This is a genomic window from Streptomyces sp. S07_1.15, from assembly GCF_020739505.1.
Classification (GTDB): domain Bacteria; phylum Actinomycetota; class Actinomycetes; order Streptomycetales; family Streptomycetaceae; genus Streptomyces; species Streptomyces xinghaiensis.
The window spans coordinates 5,566,157-5,582,524 of the sequence record NZ_JAJBZK010000001.1; the positions used below are offsets into that span (position 1 = coordinate 5,566,157).

At 73.4% G+C, this 16,368-nt stretch carries 12 protein-coding genes; 4 read left to right on the forward strand and 8 right to left on the reverse strand.

What is annotated here, in order from left to right; all coding sequences use genetic code 11:
• Positions 1-67 precede the first annotated feature (67 nt).
• Entirely contained in the window at positions 68-1,087 is a 1,020-nt protein-coding gene (locus tag LIX60_RS23865; RefSeq protein WP_227960429.1) for an endonuclease/exonuclease/phosphatase family protein, read from the reverse strand.
• Positions 1,088-1,432: 345 nt separating this feature from the next.
• Between LIX60_RS23865 and panB the strand changes: the two genes are divergently transcribed.
• On the forward strand, positions 1,433-2,311 hold the full coding sequence (gene panB, locus LIX60_RS23870; RefSeq protein WP_043462091.1) for a 3-methyl-2-oxobutanoate hydroxymethyltransferase: 879 nt from the start codon (positions 1,433-1,435) through the stop codon (positions 2,309-2,311).
• 582 nt (positions 2,312-2,893) lie between these two features.
• Entirely contained in the window at positions 2,894-4,255 is a 1,362-nt protein-coding gene (gene glnA, locus LIX60_RS23875; RefSeq protein WP_125622841.1) for a type I glutamate--ammonia ligase, read from the forward strand.
• A 187-nt stretch (positions 4,256-4,442) separates the two neighbouring features.
• Here glnA and LIX60_RS23880 read toward each other — a convergent pair whose 3' ends face one another.
• The 3 genes from LIX60_RS23880 to LIX60_RS23890 all read right to left on the reverse strand — a co-directional run bounded on the left by LIX60_RS23880 (position 4,443) and on the right by LIX60_RS23890 (position 6,087).
• A complete protein-coding gene (locus LIX60_RS23880; RefSeq protein ID WP_227960431.1) occupies positions 4,443-4,931 on the reverse strand; it encodes a hypothetical protein in 489 nt (162 codons plus the stop codon).
• Between the two features lie 156 nt (positions 4,932-5,087).
• Positions 5,088-5,735: an RNA polymerase sigma factor gene (locus LIX60_RS23885; RefSeq protein ID WP_227960433.1), complete on the reverse strand. Its 648-nt coding sequence runs from the start codon at positions 5,733-5,735 to the stop codon at positions 5,088-5,090.
• A gap of 193 nt (positions 5,736-5,928) precedes the next feature.
• A complete protein-coding gene (locus LIX60_RS23890; protein WP_227960435.1) occupies positions 5,929-6,087 on the reverse strand; it encodes a hypothetical protein in 159 nt (52 codons plus the stop codon).
• Between the two features lie 430 nt (positions 6,088-6,517).
• Between LIX60_RS23890 and LIX60_RS23895 the strand changes: the two genes are divergently transcribed.
• Positions 6,518-9,868 carry a bifunctional [glutamine synthetase] adenylyltransferase/[glutamine synthetase]-adenylyl-L-tyrosine phosphorylase gene (locus LIX60_RS23895; RefSeq protein WP_374117990.1) on the forward strand — a complete coding sequence of 1,117 codons (3,351 nt, stop codon included), beginning with the start codon at positions 6,518-6,520 and terminating at the stop codon, positions 9,866-9,868.
• 41 nt (positions 9,869-9,909) lie between these two features.
• On the opposite strand, the gene LIX60_RS23900 is transcribed toward LIX60_RS23895, so the two are convergent.
• The 4 genes from LIX60_RS23900 to LIX60_RS23915 are packed head-to-tail and all read right to left on the reverse strand — an operon-like array spanning position 9,910 to position 14,701.
• Positions 9,910-10,989, reverse strand: a complete 1,080-nt coding sequence (locus LIX60_RS23900) for an HAD family hydrolase (RefSeq protein ID WP_227960440.1) — start codon at positions 10,987-10,989, stop codon at positions 9,910-9,912.
• Entirely contained in the window at positions 10,979-11,815 is an 837-nt protein-coding gene (locus LIX60_RS23905) for a phosphatase PAP2 family protein (RefSeq protein WP_308101773.1), read from the reverse strand. The genes LIX60_RS23900 and LIX60_RS23905 overlap by 11 nt, the downstream gene beginning before the upstream one ends.
• Before the next feature lie 35 nt (positions 11,816-11,850).
• Positions 11,851-12,918, reverse strand: a complete 1,068-nt coding sequence (locus LIX60_RS23910) for a LacI family DNA-binding transcriptional regulator (RefSeq protein WP_227960442.1) — start codon at positions 12,916-12,918, stop codon at positions 11,851-11,853.
• A 25-nt stretch (positions 12,919-12,943) separates the two neighbouring features.
• A complete protein-coding gene (locus LIX60_RS23915; RefSeq protein ID WP_227960444.1) occupies positions 12,944-14,701 on the reverse strand; it encodes a glycoside hydrolase family 13 protein in 1,758 nt (585 codons plus the stop codon).
• Positions 14,702-15,064: 363 nt separating this feature from the next.
• On the opposite strand from LIX60_RS23915, the gene LIX60_RS23920 reads away from it, so the two are divergent.
• A complete protein-coding gene (locus LIX60_RS23920; protein ID WP_227960446.1) occupies positions 15,065-16,348 on the forward strand; it encodes an extracellular solute-binding protein in 1,284 nt (427 codons plus the stop codon).
• Positions 16,349-16,368: the final 20 nt, after the last annotated feature.

Consider the following 16,368-nt stretch of genomic DNA (forward strand, 5'->3'; position numbering starts at 1 on the left):
ACCGCGGCCCCCGCCCCCGCCGCCCGGGTGCGGGGGCCGCCGCCGTACGCGCTCCGCGGCGGCGGCGTCAGAAGTCCACGGACGCGGCGACCGGCAGATGGTCGCTGGCCGTCCTCGGCAGCGACCAGGACGAGACCGGCTCCACCCCGCGCACTATGATTTGGTCGATCCGCGCCATCGGGAACGACGCGGGCCAGCTGAACCCGAAGCCGTCGCCCGCCGCACCCTGCGTGGACCGCATCTGCGAGGTGACCGGCGACAGCGCGCGGTCGTTCATCGTGCCGTTCAGATCGCCCAGCAGGACCACCCGCTCCAGCGGCTCGTCCCGGATGGCGATGCCCAGGGCCTCCGCGCTGTTGTCCCGCTGCCCGGCGGTGAACCCGGCGTTCAGCTTCACCCGCACCGACGGCAGGTGCGCCACGTAGACGGCGACCGGCCCGTCCGGGGTGCCGACGGTGGAGCGCAGCGCCCGGGTCCAGCCCATCTCGATGTCGACACCGCGGACGTCCGACAGCGGGTACTTGCTCCAGAGCCCGACCGTGCCCTCCACCTTGTGGTGCGGGTACTCCGCGGCCAGCCCCTTCTCGTACGCCGGCACGGTCCCCTGCTTCAGCTCCTGCAGCGCGACCACGTCGGCACCCGATCCGGCGATGTCCCGCGCGGTGCCCGCCGGATCGGGGTTGTCGGCGTTGACGTTGTGCGTGACCACGGTCAGCCCGCCGCCGGAGCCCGCCTTGCCGGTGACGAGTTCGCCGAAGAGGTTGAGCCAGACGGCCAGCGGCAGCACCAGCGCGACCAGCGCCGTCGCCGAGCGCCGCAGCAGACCCAGGACGAGCAGCACCGGCAGCGCCAGCCCGAGCCAGGGCAGGAAGGTCTCCAGCAGACTGCCCAGGTTGCCGACGCGGTTGGGCACCCGGGAGTGGAAGACCATCAGCAGCGCGATCACCACGGAGCAGACCGCCAGCAGGACGCCGCGCCGCCAGGTGCCCGGGCCGAACCGCGCGGCGGCCAGACGCCGGGCCCGGGAACCGGTCCGACCGGTGTCCGGGCCGCCGGGTCCCGAATCCGTCATATACGCCTGCGCCATGTGCTGCCCTTCGTGCCTCGCCGCGCTGGTCCCCGCGTACGCACCCTAGGGGATCGCCTTTCCCTGCCCGCCGTGCGCGGCGGCCTTCCGCTACGGGGACGCCCGGGGCCTCGCGCGGGGTTCCGGACCGTACCGGTGCCCCCGCCGCTGTGACGGAAACAGGACATCCGGCGCCGGTCCGCGCCCTGCCCGCCGCCGGCGTCCGGGCGGGGGAGCCCCGGGCCTCGGGCCCGGCGGCGCGGGGGTGTGGGGCACACCACTTTCCGGATCGCCCGGCCGGTGCCACCATGGGGGGTGATCCGGGGACGCCGTCAGGGCGCCTCGAGACGACAAGGAGCCGAAGCCATGACGCACGTTCCGCCTGCGCCTGCCCCGAAGCAGCCCGCGGCCGACAGCGGGAAGACGCTGTACGGAGGCACGGGAAACCGGCGCATCACCGTCCGCGACATCGCCGCCGCCAAGCAGCGCGGCGAGAAGTGGCCCATGCTCACGGCCTACGACGCCATGACGGCCTCCGTGTTCGACGAGTCCGGCATCCCCGTCATGCTCGTCGGCGACTCGATGGGCAACTGCCACCTCGGCTACGAGTCCACCGTGCCGGTGACCATGGACGAGATCACCCTGCTCTCCGCCGCCGTCGTCCGCGGCACCAAGCGGGCGCTGATCGTCGGCGACCTGCCGTTCGGCTCCTACCAGGAGGGCGCCGTCCAGGCGCTGCGCAGCGCGACCCGGCTGGTCAAGGAGGCCGGCGTGGGTGCGGTGAAGCTGGAGGGAGGCGAGCGCTCGGCCGACCAGATCGAGCTGCTGGTCCAGTCCGGCATCCCCGTCATGGCGCACATCGGCCTCACCCCGCAGTCCGTCAACGCCTACGGCGGCTACCCGGTCCAGGGCCGCGGCGAGGAGGCGGCGCAGCAGCTCCTGCGCGACGCCAAGGCGGTGCAGAACGCGGGCGCCTTCGCGGTCGTCCTCGAACTGGTGCCGGCCGAACTCGCCGCCGAGGTCACCCGCTCCCTGCACATCCCCACCGTCGGCATCGGGGCCGGCGCCGAGTGCGACGCGCAGGTCCTGGTGTGGACGGACATGGCCGGTATGACGTCCGGCCGGGTCCCGCGGTTCGTCAAGCAGTACGCGCAGCTGCGCGAGGCGCTGGGCGGCGCGGCCAGGGCGTTCGCCGAGGACGTCGTCGGCGGCGCGTACCCGGCGGCGGAGCACAGCTTCCACTGATCCCTGTCCCCCGGGAGCTCTCGGGCTTCCGGGTACTCGCGGGAGCGCCCGCCGGGACGCCGTCCCGGTACGCCCCGTACCGCCTCATCCCCGAGCCACCATGAGGCCGGCAGCCCGCCGACATCCCCCATCGGCGGGCTGCCGGTGTGCCGGGGGCCGGGGCCGTACCCGCAGCACGGGCCCCGGGCCGGGGGAGCCGCCGGACGCTCTCCGCAGTCCGCTCTCCGCAGGCCGCTTCCCGCCGGACGCGGGGCCCGGCCTCACCGGGCTGCTCGGGGGTGCGGTGAGACCGCGAAACCCCCTGGTAATCCCCGGTTGCGATACTGGTGTTCGAGCCGTCGCGCAGGAGACGCGCAGGAGACTCGTGAAACGGTATCCGACCTGCGAGGATGGCTCGTGTGACGCCTCCATCCGGCAACGGGACGGCCCTTCCGCCCCGCTCCGCGGAGCCGTACGGCGGCCGGGCCCCGACCGCTGCCCGAGGGCGGGGCCGCGGCGTACTACGCTGCTCGTGGCTCCCAGGGCGGAGGACGCGTTCCCTCCCGGCCTCCCACGGCCGGGAATCCCCACGCAAGGAGAGAGATGGACAAGCAGCAGGAGTTCGTGCTCCGTACGCTGGAGGAGCGCGACATCCGGTTCGTGCGGTTGTGGTTCACCGACGTGCTCGGATTTCTGAAGTCCGTCGCCGTCGCGCCCGCCGAGCTTGAGCAGGCGTTCGACGAGGGCATCGGCTTCGACGGCTCGGCCATCGAGGGCTTCGCCCGGGTGTACGAGTCCGACATGATCGCCAAGCCCGATCCGTCGACCTTCCAGATCCTGCCCTGGCGTGCCGAGGCCCCCGGCACCGCCCGCATGTTCTGCGACATCCTGATGCCGGACGGCTCCCCCTCCTTCGCCGACCCGCGCTACGTCCTCAAGCGCATCCTCGCCAAGACCTCGGACCTGGGCTTCACCTTCTACACCCACCCCGAGATCGAGTTCTACCTGCTGAAGAACAAGCCGGTGGACGGCACCCGCCCCGTCCCCGCCGACAGCTCCGGCTACTTCGACCACACCCCGCAGAACGTCGGCATGGACTTCCGCCGCCAGGCCATCACCATGCTCGAATCCATGGGCATCTCGGTGGAGTTCTCCCACCACGAGGGCGCCCCCGGCCAGCAGGAGATCGACCTCCGCTACGCCGACGCGCTCTCCACCGCCGACAACATCATGACCTTCCGGCTGATCATGAAGCAGGTGGCGCTGGAACAGGGCGTCCAGGCCACCTTCATGCCCAAGCCGTTCTCGGAGTACCCGGGCTCCGGCATGCACACCCACCTCTCCCTCTTCGAGGGTGACCGCAACGCCTTCCACGAGTCCGGCGCCGAGTACCAGCTCTCCAAGGTCGGCCGGTCCTTCATCGCGGGCCTGCTCAAGCACTCCGCGGAGATCTCCGCCGTCACCAACCAGTGGGTCAACTCCTACAAGCGCATCTGGGGCGGCTCGCAGCGCACGGCCGGCGCGGGCGGCGAGGCCCCCTCGTACATCTGCTGGGGCCACAACAACCGCTCGGCGCTCATCCGGGTCCCGATGTACAAGCCGGGCAAGACCGGCTCCACCCGCGTCGAGGTCCGCTCCATCGACTCCGGCGCCAACCCGTACCTCACCTACGCCGTGCTGCTGGCGGCGGGCCTCAAGGGCATCGAGGAGGGCCACGAACTCCCGGCCGGCGCCGAGGACGACGTCTGGGCGCTCTCCGACTCCGAGCGCCGCGCCATGGGCATCGAACCGCTGCCGCAGAACCTGGGCGAGGCCATCGACCTGATGGAGCGGAGCGAACTCGTGGCGGAGACCCTCGGCGAGCACGTCTTCGACTTCTTCTTGCGCAACAAGAAGCAGGAGTGGGAGGAGTACCGCAGCGAGGTCACGGCCTTCGAGCTTCGGAAGATGCTGCCGGTGCTGTAAGCAACGGCCGTGTGACGCGGCCCCGCCGCGTGCGGTGGTCCGGGCCGGCGGTGTCGAACCGTCGGCCCGGAGCCGTTCCCCGTTCCCCGTTCTTTCGTTGTCCGGAGGCCCCGGTGCCGTGGCGACGGGCCCGGGCCGGCAGTTACCCCCGTGAGCTGCCGGCCCAGCGCTGCCGCGTGGCGCCCGGTCAGGCGAACCGTGCCGCTTCCGGTGGCGGCTGTGCCGGGAAGCGGACGACGGGTTCGCCGGGCCGGCCCGCCAGGGCACGGGCCCCTTGGCGGGTGCCCCACAGGTGCCCGCACACCAGGAGGGCGGCGAGCGCCCCGTACACCATGAAGACGGTGGTCCGGATCACTGCCGGTCCGGGCGGCACGGCAGCCGCGACGGCTGCCACGACGAGGGCGACCAGACCGAGCCCCGGACCGGTCCGGAGCGCCCCCCTGGCGCCCCGGCCCGGTCCGGCAACGCCGGTCCGGTCGTCCCCGCCACCGGCGCCGTTCCCGCCGGCGTCCTTCTCCGTACCGCCCGCCTGCGCGGACTCCTCGTCGTCGAGCTGCTGTTCGACGCGGTCGAGCAGTGCGTCCCAGGCACGGGGCGTCATCTCCCCGTACAGCTCCAGCAGCCGATCCTGACTCCTCTCCACCTGTCCGTGGAGAAGACCGCGGATGTCTGACATGTCGATACCTCTACCTCCTCGATCTGTGAGCGGGTTCCGGGCCCGGACCGCTCCGGACGTCCTCCCGCGTGCTCCGTACGGCCGCTAGGACCCAACCTGGGATCACGGGCCGCCGTTGCCGGCAGGCCCGTCCGGCCCGTGATCCCGAGAAGAGTGCTAGTCACTGAATCCGAGCTCGTCGTGGATGGTCTGCCGGTGGGGGGCGAGGTGGGCGCGGATCCTGTCCGTGCGGCGCTTCACCGTCTTGCGGTCGATGCGGAGGGCCCGGCCGATCTCGGTCTGGCCGAGGCCGACGACGATCCACAGGTGGGCGACCTCGCGCAGACCGCTCTTCTCCGGGAGGGCCTTCTCCAGCACCGATTCCACGGCCCGGATACGGAGGTACTCGTCGGTCTCCGGGTCGGTGTGCGCGCTCTCGGGGAGGGTGTCCGAGGGGAAGGAGCGGTCCCGGTCGTACGCCCGGCAGGCGTCGGCGATGACGCCGAGCGTCACGGTCGTCGCGAAGGCCCGGCCGCCGTCGTCGCGGTCGATCGCGAACTCGGGGTCCGACCAGCGGCGGACGAGCCGCAGCACGGCCTCCTGGAGCAGGTCCTCCCGGACCCGGCCCATCCCCTTGCCGAGGATCAGCCGCTCCATGTGCGGCCGCAGCCGCTGGATTTCGGCGACCTTCTCCCCGGTGAGCCTCCGGCGCGGAGCGGGGACGCCATCCCGCCGGTCGTCCGGCTGCGGCACCTTCGAGCGGGGGGACGGGGACGACGGCTCGCCGCCGTCGTCCCTCCCGCACGTCATTGGTGCGTTGCTCATGGGTGTTCCCTTCCTGCTGTCGTGGAGGTGCTCCCGCGGCGCCTCTCGGTGGTTATGCCGACGGGGAAGCCCGGGACGGGGCGGCCGGGCCCCGTAACTTTCCGTCGCTGCGGGGAGGTTGCCGCCGGGGGAGACGGTTCCGGGGCCGGCGCGGTGTCCGCACGCCGGCCCCTGAGGCAGCGGACCGGGCTGGTCAGCGCAGGGCCTGGAGGAGAAAGGCGCCGGCGCCGATACCGACCAGCAACGCCACCCCGAACGTCGGTTCGAGCCAGGCCAGGTATGTCACCAGGGCAGCGATGAGCAGGATCAGCAGAACGAAGGAGACCTTCGCGAGCGACGGATCGGAGTTCATCTACGTCTCCTCTTCGGTGGGGCGGGCGGCGCTCACGGGGACCGGGGCGACGCCGGTTCGCTCTCCTGTGCCGACCGGGCGGTGCCGGTCCGCGGCACGGGAGGCCTGGAAGTGACGCGCGTCACCGCCCGGTGTGCGCGGTGAGGTGGCGTGCTCCGGGCGGCCGCCGCCGGACGGCGCAGCCGTTTCCCGGCGGTGCGGCGCCCGGCCGTCAGCCGTCACCCGGTGATCGCTCGCACGCAACGGGCGGCGGCCGGCCCGCCCCTCCTGTGCCACGGATCCGGGCGGCCGCCCGGCTGTCGGCGTACCGGGTGTGGGCGGGGGCGGATAGGCTCGGGACGATCAACCAGGCGGGCCGGTCAGGGGTCCGGGCCTGGTCGCCGGGCCGGCCACGGCGGGTGGGCCGTGGGTGAAGGACGGGTGGCGCAGCGTGCAGCAGGGGCGGCGGGACAGCACATTCGGACGGCTGGTGCGGAACGGGTTCACCGACCCGGCCGTGGCCGAGCGGCTGCTGAACGCGCCCGAACTCGCCGGTGTGCGGCACGACCCGCTTCTGCTCGACGCCCTCGGCGCCACCGCCGACCCCGATCTCGCCCTGCGCGCCCTGGTCCGCCTGGCCGAGTCGCTGGCCGCGCGCGACGCACGGGACGCGCTGGAGGCCCCTGCCGGACCACCGGCCCCGGCCGGACCACCGGCCGCGTCCGGCACGCCCGTCCCGCCCGGTACGGGCGCTCCGGGGGCCGGGCCCGCCCCCGCCCCCGGCGCGGCCCCGGAGGAGGGTTCCGCCACGGTCCCGGACAAGAGCCCCGGCACGGCCCCGGACGCAGGCTCCGCAACGCTCCCGGCGGGCACCCCCGGTACGCAACCGGGCGGGCATCCGGCTCCGGAACCGTCCCCGGCTGCGGCTCCGGAACCGTCCCCGGCCGCCGACCCGCCCCCGGCGGCCCGCGCCCCCGCGCCCGGCCCGCGGACCCGGGCGCTGCTCGACACCCTGGTCACCGCCAAGCCGTTCCGCGACCGCCTGCTGCGCGTCCTCGGCGCCTCCGAGGCGCTCGGCGACCACCTGGTGCGGCACCCGCTCGACTGGCAGACCCTCGTCACGTACGAACCCGGCGATCTCCACCCCGGGCTGGCCGAGTTCGAGCACGATCTGGCCGGCGCCGAGGACGCCGACAGCCTCCGCGCCGCCTACCGCCGCTCCCTCCTCACCATCGCGGCCCGCGACGTCTGCGGCACCATCGACGTCGCCGAGGCCGCCGCCGAGCTCGCGGACCTCGCCACCGCCACCCTGCGCGCCGCCCTCCGCATCGCCGAGGCCGCCGCCCCCGACGACGCGGCCGTCTGCCGGCTGTCCGTCATCGCCATGGGCAAGTGCGGCGGCCAGGAGCTCAACTACGTCTCCGACGTGGACGTGATCTTCGTGGGCGGGGCCGCCGACGACCGGGCGTCCGCCGAGGAGGAGACGGAGGCCCTGCGCGCCGCCACCCGGCTCGCCTCGCATCTGATGCGGCTCTGCTCCGACACCACCGCCGAGGGCACCATCTGGCCCGTCGACGCCAACCTCCGCCCCGAGGGCCGCAACGGGCCCCTGGTCCGTACTCTCTCCAGCCACCTCGCCTACTACCAGCGCTGGGCCAAGACCTGGGAGTTCCAGGCCCTGCTCAAGGCACGCCCGGTCGCCGGGGACGCCGCTCTCGGCCGGGAGTACTGCGACGCCGTCGCCCCCATGGTCTGGCAGGCCGCCGAGCGGGAGAACTTCGTCGCCGACGTGCAGCAGATGCGCCGCCGCGTGGTCGAGAACATCCCCGCCGCGCAGATCGACCGCGAGCTCAAACTCGGCCCCGGCGGCCTGCGCGACGTCGAGTTCGCCGTCCAGCTGCTGCAACTCGTCCACGGCCGCGCCGACACCGGCCTGCGCAGCGGCTCCACCCTGGAGGCGCTGGCCGCGCTCGCCGAGGGCGGCTACGTGGGCCGGGCGGACGCCGCCGCCCTCGACGAGGCGTACCGCTTCCTCCGGGCGATGGAGCACCGCATCCAGCTCCACCGGCTGCGCCGCACCCACCTCGTCCCCGAGGACGAGGCCGATCTCCGCCGCCTCGGCCGCTCCCTGGCCGCCGCCTTCCGGTGGGACCGCGGTACGGAGCCGGTGGTGACGCTCCGCCGGGAGTGGAAGCGGCACAGCCGCGAGGTGCGCCGGCTGCACGAGAAGCTGTTCTACCGGCCGCTGCTGGACGCCGTCGCGCAGCTGGAGCCCGGCGCGGTGCGGCTCAGTACGACGGCGGCCCGGGAACGCCTGGTGGCTCTCGGCTATGCCGACCCCGCCGCCGCCCTGCGCCATCTGGAGGCGCTGGCCTCCGGTGTCAGCCGCAAGGCCGCCATCCAGCGCACCCTGCTGCCGGTGCTGCTCGGCTGGTTCGCCGACTCGGCCGACCCCGACGCCGGGCTCCTCAACTTCCGCAAGGTCTCCGACGCCCTCGGCGGCACCCCCTGGTACCTGCGGCTGCTGCGCGACGAGGGCGCCGCCGCCGAGAACCTCGCCCGGGTCCTCTCCGGCGGCCGGCTCGCCCCCGATCTGCTGATGCGCGCCCCGGAGGCCGTCGCCCTGCTCGGCGCCCCCGACGGGCTGCGCCCGCGCGGCCGCGCCGCCCTGGAGCAGGAGGTGCTGGCCGCGGTCAACCGCGCCGACGGCCCCGAACAGGCGGTCACCGCCGCCCGCGGGGTGCGCCGCCGCGAGATGTTCCGCACCGCCGCGGCCGACCTCATCGGCGCGTACGGCACCGAGGAGAGCCCCGCCCAGCACGACCCCGGCGGCGCCGTCGGCCGGGTCGGCACCGCCCTCACCGACCTCAACGCCGCCACTGTCGCCGGTGCGCTGCGCGCCGCCGTCCGCGCCCAGTGGGGCGACACCCTGCCGACCCGCTTCGCCGTCATCGGCATGGGCCGCTTCGGCGGCCAGGAGCTCAACTACGGCTCCGACGCCGACGTCCTCTTCGTCCACGAGCCGCGCGAGGGCGTGGCCGAGGAGGAGGCCGCCCGCGCCGCCTTCGCCGTCGCCAACGAGATGCGCCGGCTGCTCCAGCTCCCCTCCGCCGACCCGCCGCTGCTCATCGACGCCGATCTGCGCCCGGAGGGCAAGACCGGCCCGCTGGTGCGCAGCCTCTCCTCGTACGCCGCCTACTACCGGCGCTGGGGGCAGCCGTGGGAGAGCCAGGCGCTGCTCCGCGCGGCACCGGTCGCGGGCGACGCCGGGCTGGGGGAGCGGTTCACCGAACTGATCGACCCGCTCCGCTACCCGGTGGAGGGCCCGGACGAGCACGCCGTCCGCGAGATCCGGCGGCTCAAGGCCCGGATGGAGAAGGAGCGGATGCCGCGCGGCGCCGACCGCACCACCCACGCCAAGCTCGGCCGGGGCGGGCTCTCCGACGTCGAGTGGACCGTCCAGCTGATCCAGCTCCGGCACGCCTGGGCGGAGCCGGGCCTGCGCACCACCCGCACCCGCGAGGCCCTGGCCGCCGCGCACGCGGCCGGGCTCATCGGGACGGAGGACGCGGAGATCCTGGACGAGGCGTGGCTGCTGGCGACCCGGCTGCGCAACGCCGTCATGCTGGTCCGCGGCCGCCCCGGTGACACGTTCCCCGCCGAGGTGCGGGAGCGGGCCGCCGTGGGCCGCTACCTCGGCTACGAGATCGGCAGCAGCGGCGAACTCCTCGACGACTACCGCCGCGTGACCCGCCGCGCCCGCGGCGTGATGGAACGCCTCTTCTACGACGACCAGGGCTGACCCGGGCCCGGCGGAACGGGCTCCGCGGGTCTGCCGTGCCGTCAGCCCCGGTCCGCCGGTGCCGGGGACCCGCCCGGCCGGTGGCCCGCCGCGCCGCGCGGAGCCGCGCCGCGCGGGCCCGGCAGCATCGCGGGCCCGGTGCGCGGTCCGTCACCGCACGCTGCCCCGAACAGGCGCTCCAGGACCACCGCCACGCCGTCCGCGTCGTTCCCGGGGGCCGTCTCGTCGGCGGCCGCGAGCAGCTCCGGATGGCCGCCCGCCATGGCCACCCCGTAGCCGGCCCAGTCCAGCATCGGCAGGTCGTTGGGCATGTCGCCGAAGGCGATGGTGTCCGCGGCGGTGAATCCCAGCAGTTCCGCGGCGGCCGCCAGCCCGGCCGCCTTCGTCGTGCCGGCGGGCAGCAGCTCGACCATGCCCGCCTGCGAGTGGACCACCGTCATCGCGTCGCCCGCCAGCCGCCCGGCGGCCTCGGCCACGGCGCGGTCGGGCAGCTCCCGGTGGCGCATCAGGACCTTCTCGATCGGCTCCGCCCACAGCAGGGCCCGGTCGGTGACCGTCTCGCTGCCCGGCGGGGGCGGCGTGAAGAACCCGGCCGTGCTGACGCAGCGGTTCTCCGGCGCCGCCGTGACCACGCCCAGCTCCAGCGGTCCCAGTTCCCGCTCCACCGCGGCGACCAGATCACGGGCCGGACCGCGGCCGAGGGAGGCCGTCATCAGCAGCCGGTCGGTCGTGGCGTCGTAGAGCTGGGCGCCCTGCCCGCAGACGGCCAGGCCGTCGTAGCCGAGGTCCAGCAGGAACGGGCGGCAGGAGGAGGCGGGCCGGCCGGTGACGACGAGGTGGAGCGCCCCGGCGCCGGTGGCCAGCTTGAGCGCCTGCCGGGTGCGGAGGGAGAAGGTCAGGTCGGTGCGGAGCAGGGTCCCGTCGAGATCGGTGGCGACCACCCGGTACGGCAGCGCGTCCGCCCCGGCCCACCGGTCCGCGGGGCCGTCCCCGCAGACCCGCCCCTCCCCGGACACCGGCTCGTCCCGCTCCTCCCCGGACACCGGCTCGTCCCGCTCGTCCCCGAACACCGGCCCGTCCCCGCCCGCCGCGCCGGGGACGCCCGCCGGCTCAGGCCGCATGGAGCGGCGTCACATGCCGGGGGAGACGGTAGGCGACCGAGCGGTACCAGAGGTACGAGAACCCGTAGCCGGCGGCCAGGCAGAGCACACCGCCGACGGCGTCCAGCCAGAAGTGGTTGGCCGTCGCCACGATCACGAGCAGGGTCAGCGGCGGGTAGAGCCAGCCCAGCACCTTGGCCCAGAGCGCGGGCGCCAGCATCACGATGGTGATCCCGCACCACACCGACCAGCCGATGTGCATGGACGGCATCGCCGCGTACTGGTTGGACATGCTCGCGAGGTTGCCGGAGGCCATCGAGCCCCAGGTGTCGTGCACGACGACCGTGTCGACGAAACCGCCGTCCGGCACCAGCCGGGGCGGTGCCAGCGGATAGAGGTAGTAGCCGAGCAGCGCGATCCCCGTGGTCAGGAAGAGCACCAGCCGGGTCGCGGCGTAGCGGCCCGGATGCCAGCGGTAGAGCCACACCAGGACGCCGACGGTCACGATGAAGTGCAGGGTGGCGTAGTAGTAGTTCATCCCCACGATGAGCCAGGTCACCGAGTTCACGGCGTGGTTCACGGTGTGCTCGACGGCGATGCCCACCGCCTGCTCCGCCCGCCATATCCAGTCGGCGTTGCGCAGGGCCGCGGCCTTCTGCTCCGGGACGGCGTTGCGGATCACCGAGTAGATCCAGTAACTCACCGCGATGAGCAGGATCTCGAACCGCAGCCGTGGGCGTCGCGGCAGCCTCAGCCGTCCGATCGAAAGGCGTTCCCCCCCGGGCTGGGCCTCTGGCCGTGTGTCGGCCGGTGATTTCTCCAGAGTCCTCACAGTCGCGTCACCCACGCGCCACAGTCTGCCAGACCCCGGCGTGTTCCCGATCACCCTCCGGCCGGGACGTCGGCCGGTGCCCTCCGGGCCGGTGAGGACTGTCCCTGCGGACCCGCGGCGGTCGACCCGCGGACCACCAGTTCGGGCAGGAAGATGAACTCGCTGTGCGGGGCCGGGGTCCCGCCGATCTCCTCCAGCAGCGCGCGCACCGCCGCCTGGCCCATGGCCTGGACCGGCTGACGGATCGTGGTCAGCGGCGGGTCGGTGAAGGCGATCAGCGGGGAGTCGTCGAAGCCGACCACCGAGACGTCCCGGGGGACGGCGAGGCCCTGCTGTCGGGCGGCGCGGATGGCGCCGAGCGCCATCATGTCGCTGGCGCAGATCACGGCGGTGCAGCCGCGCCGGATCAGCGCGTCGGCCGCGGCCTGGCCGCCCTCCAGGGTGTAGAGGGAGTGCTCGATCAGCTCGTCGGACTCCTCCTGGGTCAGCCCCAGCTGCTCGCGCATCCCCTGCCGGAAGCCCTCGGTCTTCCGCAGCACGGGGACGAACCGCTTGGGGCCCAGCGCCAGCCCGATCCGGGTGTGGCCGAGGGCCGCGAGATGCGTCACGGCCAGCCGCATCGCCGCGCGGTCGTCGGGCGAGACGAACGGGGCGCGGACCTTCGGGGAGAAGCCGTTGACGAGGACGAACGGCACGCCCTGCCCGCGGAGCTGGTCGTACCGCTGCATGTCGGCGGAGGTGTCGGCGTGCAGCCCGGAGACGAAGATGATGCCGGAGACCCCGCGCTCCACCAGCATCTCGGTGAGCTCGTCCTCGGTGGAGCCGCCCGGGGTCTGGGTGGCGAGGACCGGGGTGTAGCCCTGGCGGGTCAGGTTCTGCCCGATGACCTGCGCGAGCGCGGGGAAGATCGGGTTGTCCAGCTCGGGGGTGATCAGTCCGACCAGCCCGGCGCTGCGCCGCCGCAGCCGCACCGGGCGCTCGTAGCCCAGGACGTCGAGCGCGGCGAGGACGGATTCGCGGGTGGTCGCGGCCACCCCCGGCTTGCCGTTGAGCACGCGGCTGACTGTCGCTTCGCTGACCCCCGCCTGGGCTGCGATGTCGGCGAGCCGTGCGGTCATAGGGCTGGACTGTACCGGTCGCATGTCAGATTGCCCACCACGCGCAGGATTCGGCCGGAATACGGACGGTTCCGCCGTCCTCGCGCGGGGCGGGGGCGGCCATCGGGGCGCTGCTCAGCAGGGGCCGGCCGGGCCGGGGCAGGGTGACGGGCCGGTCGAGGGTGTTGAGCACGCAGACCACCGGGCCCCGCGCGCCGCCCTCTCCCTCTCCGGCGGACGGCGCCGGGGCGGTGCCCGGGGTGCGGCGGAAGGCGAGGACGCCCTCGGGCGCGTCCAGCCACTCGACCGCGTCGCCCGGGCCGAGCGCCGGGAGCTCGCGGCGCAGGGCGATGGCCGCGCGGTAGAGCTCCAGGGTGGAGGCCGGGTCGCCGGTCTGCGCCTCGACGCTGTATCCGGCCCAGTCGCCGGGCTGCGGCAGCCAGCTGGGGCCGCCGGGCTCGGGGCCGAAGCCGTACGGGGCCTCGGTGCCGGACCAGGGGATCGGCACCCGGCAGCCGTCGCGGAAGCCGTCCTGGCCGTCGGCGCGGAGGAAGGAGGGGTCCTGGCGGACCTCGTCGGGCAGGTCGGTGACCTCCGGAAGCCCGAGCTCCTCGCCCTGGTAGACGTAGACGGAGCCGGGCAGCGCGAGCGTCAGGAGGGCGGCGGCGCGGGCCCGGCGCAGGCCGCGCTCCGGGTCGCCGTCGGCGTAGCGGGTGGTGTGCCGGACGACGTCGTGGTTGGAGAGCACCCAGGTGGTGGGCGCGCCGACGGACGCGGTGGCGGCGAGGGAGGTGTCGATCACCGTGCGCATCTCCGCGGTGTCCCAGCCGCTTCGCAGGAACTGGAAGTTGAACGCCTGGTGCATTTCGTCGGGGCGGACGTAGAGGGCGAGCCGCTCGGAGTCCGGGGCCCAGGCCTCGGCGACACCGATCCGCTCGCCGTCGTAGGAGTCCAGCAGCCGGCGCCAGTGGCGGTGGATCTCGTGGACGCCGTCCTGGTCGAAGAAGGGCAGCTTCTGGGTGCCGATGAGGCTGGCCTGCTGCCCGTGGCCGATGTCGGGCAGGCCCTCGGCCTTGACGAGGCCGTGGGCGACGTCGACGCGGAAGCCGTCCACGCCCAGGTCCAGCCAGAAGCGGAGGATGGCGTCGAACTCGCGGCGGACCTCCGGGTGCTCCCAGTTGAGGTCGGGCTGCTCGGGGGCGAAGAGGTGGAGGTACCAGTCGCCGGGGCGGCCGTCGGGGTTCGTGGTGCGGGTCCAGGCGGGGCCGCCGAAGACGGACTCCCAGTCGTTGGGCGGCAGCTCGCCGTCCGTGCCGCGGCCGGGGCGGAACCAGTAGCGGTCGCGGGCGGGGGAGCCGGGGCCCTCGCTCAGGGCCTGCCGGAACCAGACGTGCCGGTCGGAGGTGTGGTTGGGGACGATGTCCATGATCACGCGGATCCCCAGCCCGTGAGCGGCGCTGATCAGCTCCCGGGCGTCGTCGAGGTCGCCGAAGAGCGGGTCGACGGTGCGGTAGTCGGTCACGTCGTAGCCGCCGTCGGCCTGCGGGGAGAGGTAGAAGGGGGTGAGCCAGACCGCGTCCACGCCCAGCCGGGCCAGATGCGGCAGCCGCTCCCGTGCGCCGCGCAGATCGCCGATGCCGTCGCCGTTGCCGTCGGCGAAGGAGCGGACGTAGATCTGGTAGATGACGGCGTCCCGCCACCAGTGTGCGGCGGTGCCGGAGCCGCCGCGCGGGGCGTCCCCCGGGCCGGCGCCGGGGGCGGGCGCGGGCCGGTCGTGGAGGGCGGGCGTGAGCTCCTGAGTCATCGTCGTTTCCCCTTCGGTAGCCGGTGTGACGCTCGGCACGGACGCCAGAGAGGACAACGCGCCGCGGCCCCCCGTGGTTGACGTGGGGAACGTAACAGCTTTGCAAGCTCTTGCGGAAGTATCGGCAGATTCTTGCGGCAGGGCCGAAAGCCCCCCGGCCAGGGCCGTCAAGGGGTGGGGTGACAACTGTGCAGACACGCCGCTGTAACGATCCGGCAGCCTTGCAGAAAGTTGCCGCAAAGACTTTCGGCCACATTGCATCCCTGTTACGTTCGCGGTACACCCGGCGCCGCGACGGCGCGGTCAGGGCAGGTGGTCCCCCGGGACCCCGGCCATCACGGGCTCTCATGAAGGAGTAACACCATGCGGCGTGGCATAGCGGCCACCGCGCTGGTCGCGACGCTCTCCCTGGCGGCGACCGCGTGCGGCGGGGACAGCGACAGCGGCGAGAGCGGCGAGAAGAAGGGCTCCGGCGAGCTCTCCGGCACCGTCACCTTCTGGGACACCTCGAACGAGGCCGAGAAGGCGTTCTTCAAGAAGACCGCCGAGGGCTTCGAGAAGGAGCACCCGAAGGTCGACGTCAAGTACGTCAGCGTCCCCTTCGGCGAGGCCAGCAACAAGTTCAAGAACGCCGCGGGCGGCGGCTCCGGCGCCCCCGACGTGATGCGCACCGAGGTCGCCTGGGTCGCCGACTTCGCCAACCTCGGCTACCTGGCCCCGCTGGACGGCACCGCGGCCGTCGACAACAAGGACGACTACCTCGACCAGGCCTGGGGCAGCACCCAGTTCGAGGGCAAGACCTACGGCGTGCCGCAGGTGATCGACACCCTCGCCCTCTTCTACAACAAGGATTTGCTGAAGAAGGCCGGCGTCGAGGTCCCCGAGTCCGTCGAGGACATCAAGAACTCCACCAAGAAGTTCAAGGGCGAGGACGTCACCCCCTTCTACATGCGCGGTGACGACGCCTACTGGTTCCTGCCCTTCCTCTACGGCGAGGGCGGCGACATGGTCGACGCCGAGGCCAAGAAGATCACGGTCGACGACGGCGCCGGCGCCAAGGCGTTCGAGACGATCCAGGACCTGGTGGACTCCAAGGCCGCGACGACGGACACCACCGACGGCTGGGAGAACATGCAGAAGTCCTTCAAGGACGGCAAGGTGGCCATGATGCTCAACGGCCCCTGGGCGATCGAGGACACCCTGGCCGGCAAGGAGTTCAAGGGCAACGAGGACAACCTCGGCGTCGCCCCGGTCCCGGCCGGCAGCGAGGCCCAGGGCGCCCCGCAGGGCGGCCACAACCTCTCCGTCTACGCGGGCTCGAAGAACCTGGACGCCTCCTACGAGTTCGCCAAGTACATGAGCTCCGCCGAGGTCCAGAAGGCCACCACCGAGGAGCTGAGCCTGCTCCCGACCCGCACCTCGGTGTACGACGAGCAGACCGTCAAGGACAACACGATGGTCCAGTTCTTCAAGCCCGCCGTGGACAAGGCCGTCGAGCGCCCGTGGATCGCCGAGGGCAACTCCCTCTTCGAGCCCATCCGCGTCCAGCTCGCCGACGTGCTGACCGGCAAGACCGAGCCCGAGGCCGCCGCCGACAAGATCGGTGAGGAGTACGCCAAGCTCCTCAAGGACGGCGACTGGAAGTAGGACCGAGGAACCCAGGGAGA

Bases quoted from the DNA above. Each gene is read 5' to 3' on its own strand.
- LIX60_RS23865 (WP_227960429.1), bottom strand. From the start codon at position 1,087: ATGGCGCAGGCGTATATGACGGATTCGGGACCCGGCGGCCCGGACACC.
- panB (WP_043462091.1), top strand. From the start codon at position 1,433: ATGACGCACGTTCCGCCTGCGCCTGCCCCGAAGCAGCCCGCGGCCGAC.
- glnA (WP_125622841.1), top strand. From the start codon at position 2,894: ATGGACAAGCAGCAGGAGTTCGTGCTCCGTACGCTGGAGGAGCGCGAC.
- LIX60_RS23880 (WP_227960431.1), bottom strand. From the start codon at position 4,931: ATGTCAGACATCCGCGGTCTTCTCCACGGACAGGTGGAGAGGAGTCAG.
- LIX60_RS23885 (WP_227960433.1), bottom strand. From the start codon at position 5,735: ATGAGCAACGCACCAATGACGTGCGGGAGGGACGACGGCGGCGAGCCG.
- LIX60_RS23890 (WP_227960435.1), bottom strand. From the start codon at position 6,087: ATGAACTCCGATCCGTCGCTCGCGAAGGTCTCCTTCGTTCTGCTGATC.
- LIX60_RS23900 (WP_227960440.1), bottom strand. From the start codon at position 10,989: ATGCGGCCTGAGCCGGCGGGCGTCCCCGGCGCGGCGGGCGGGGACGGG.
- LIX60_RS23910 (WP_227960442.1), bottom strand. From the start codon at position 12,918: ATGACCGCACGGCTCGCCGACATCGCAGCCCAGGCGGGGGTCAGCGAA.
- LIX60_RS23915 (WP_227960444.1), bottom strand. From the start codon at position 14,701: ATGACTCAGGAGCTCACGCCCGCCCTCCACGACCGGCCCGCGCCCGCC.
- LIX60_RS23920 (WP_227960446.1), top strand. From the start codon at position 15,065: ATGCGGCGTGGCATAGCGGCCACCGCGCTGGTCGCGACGCTCTCCCTG.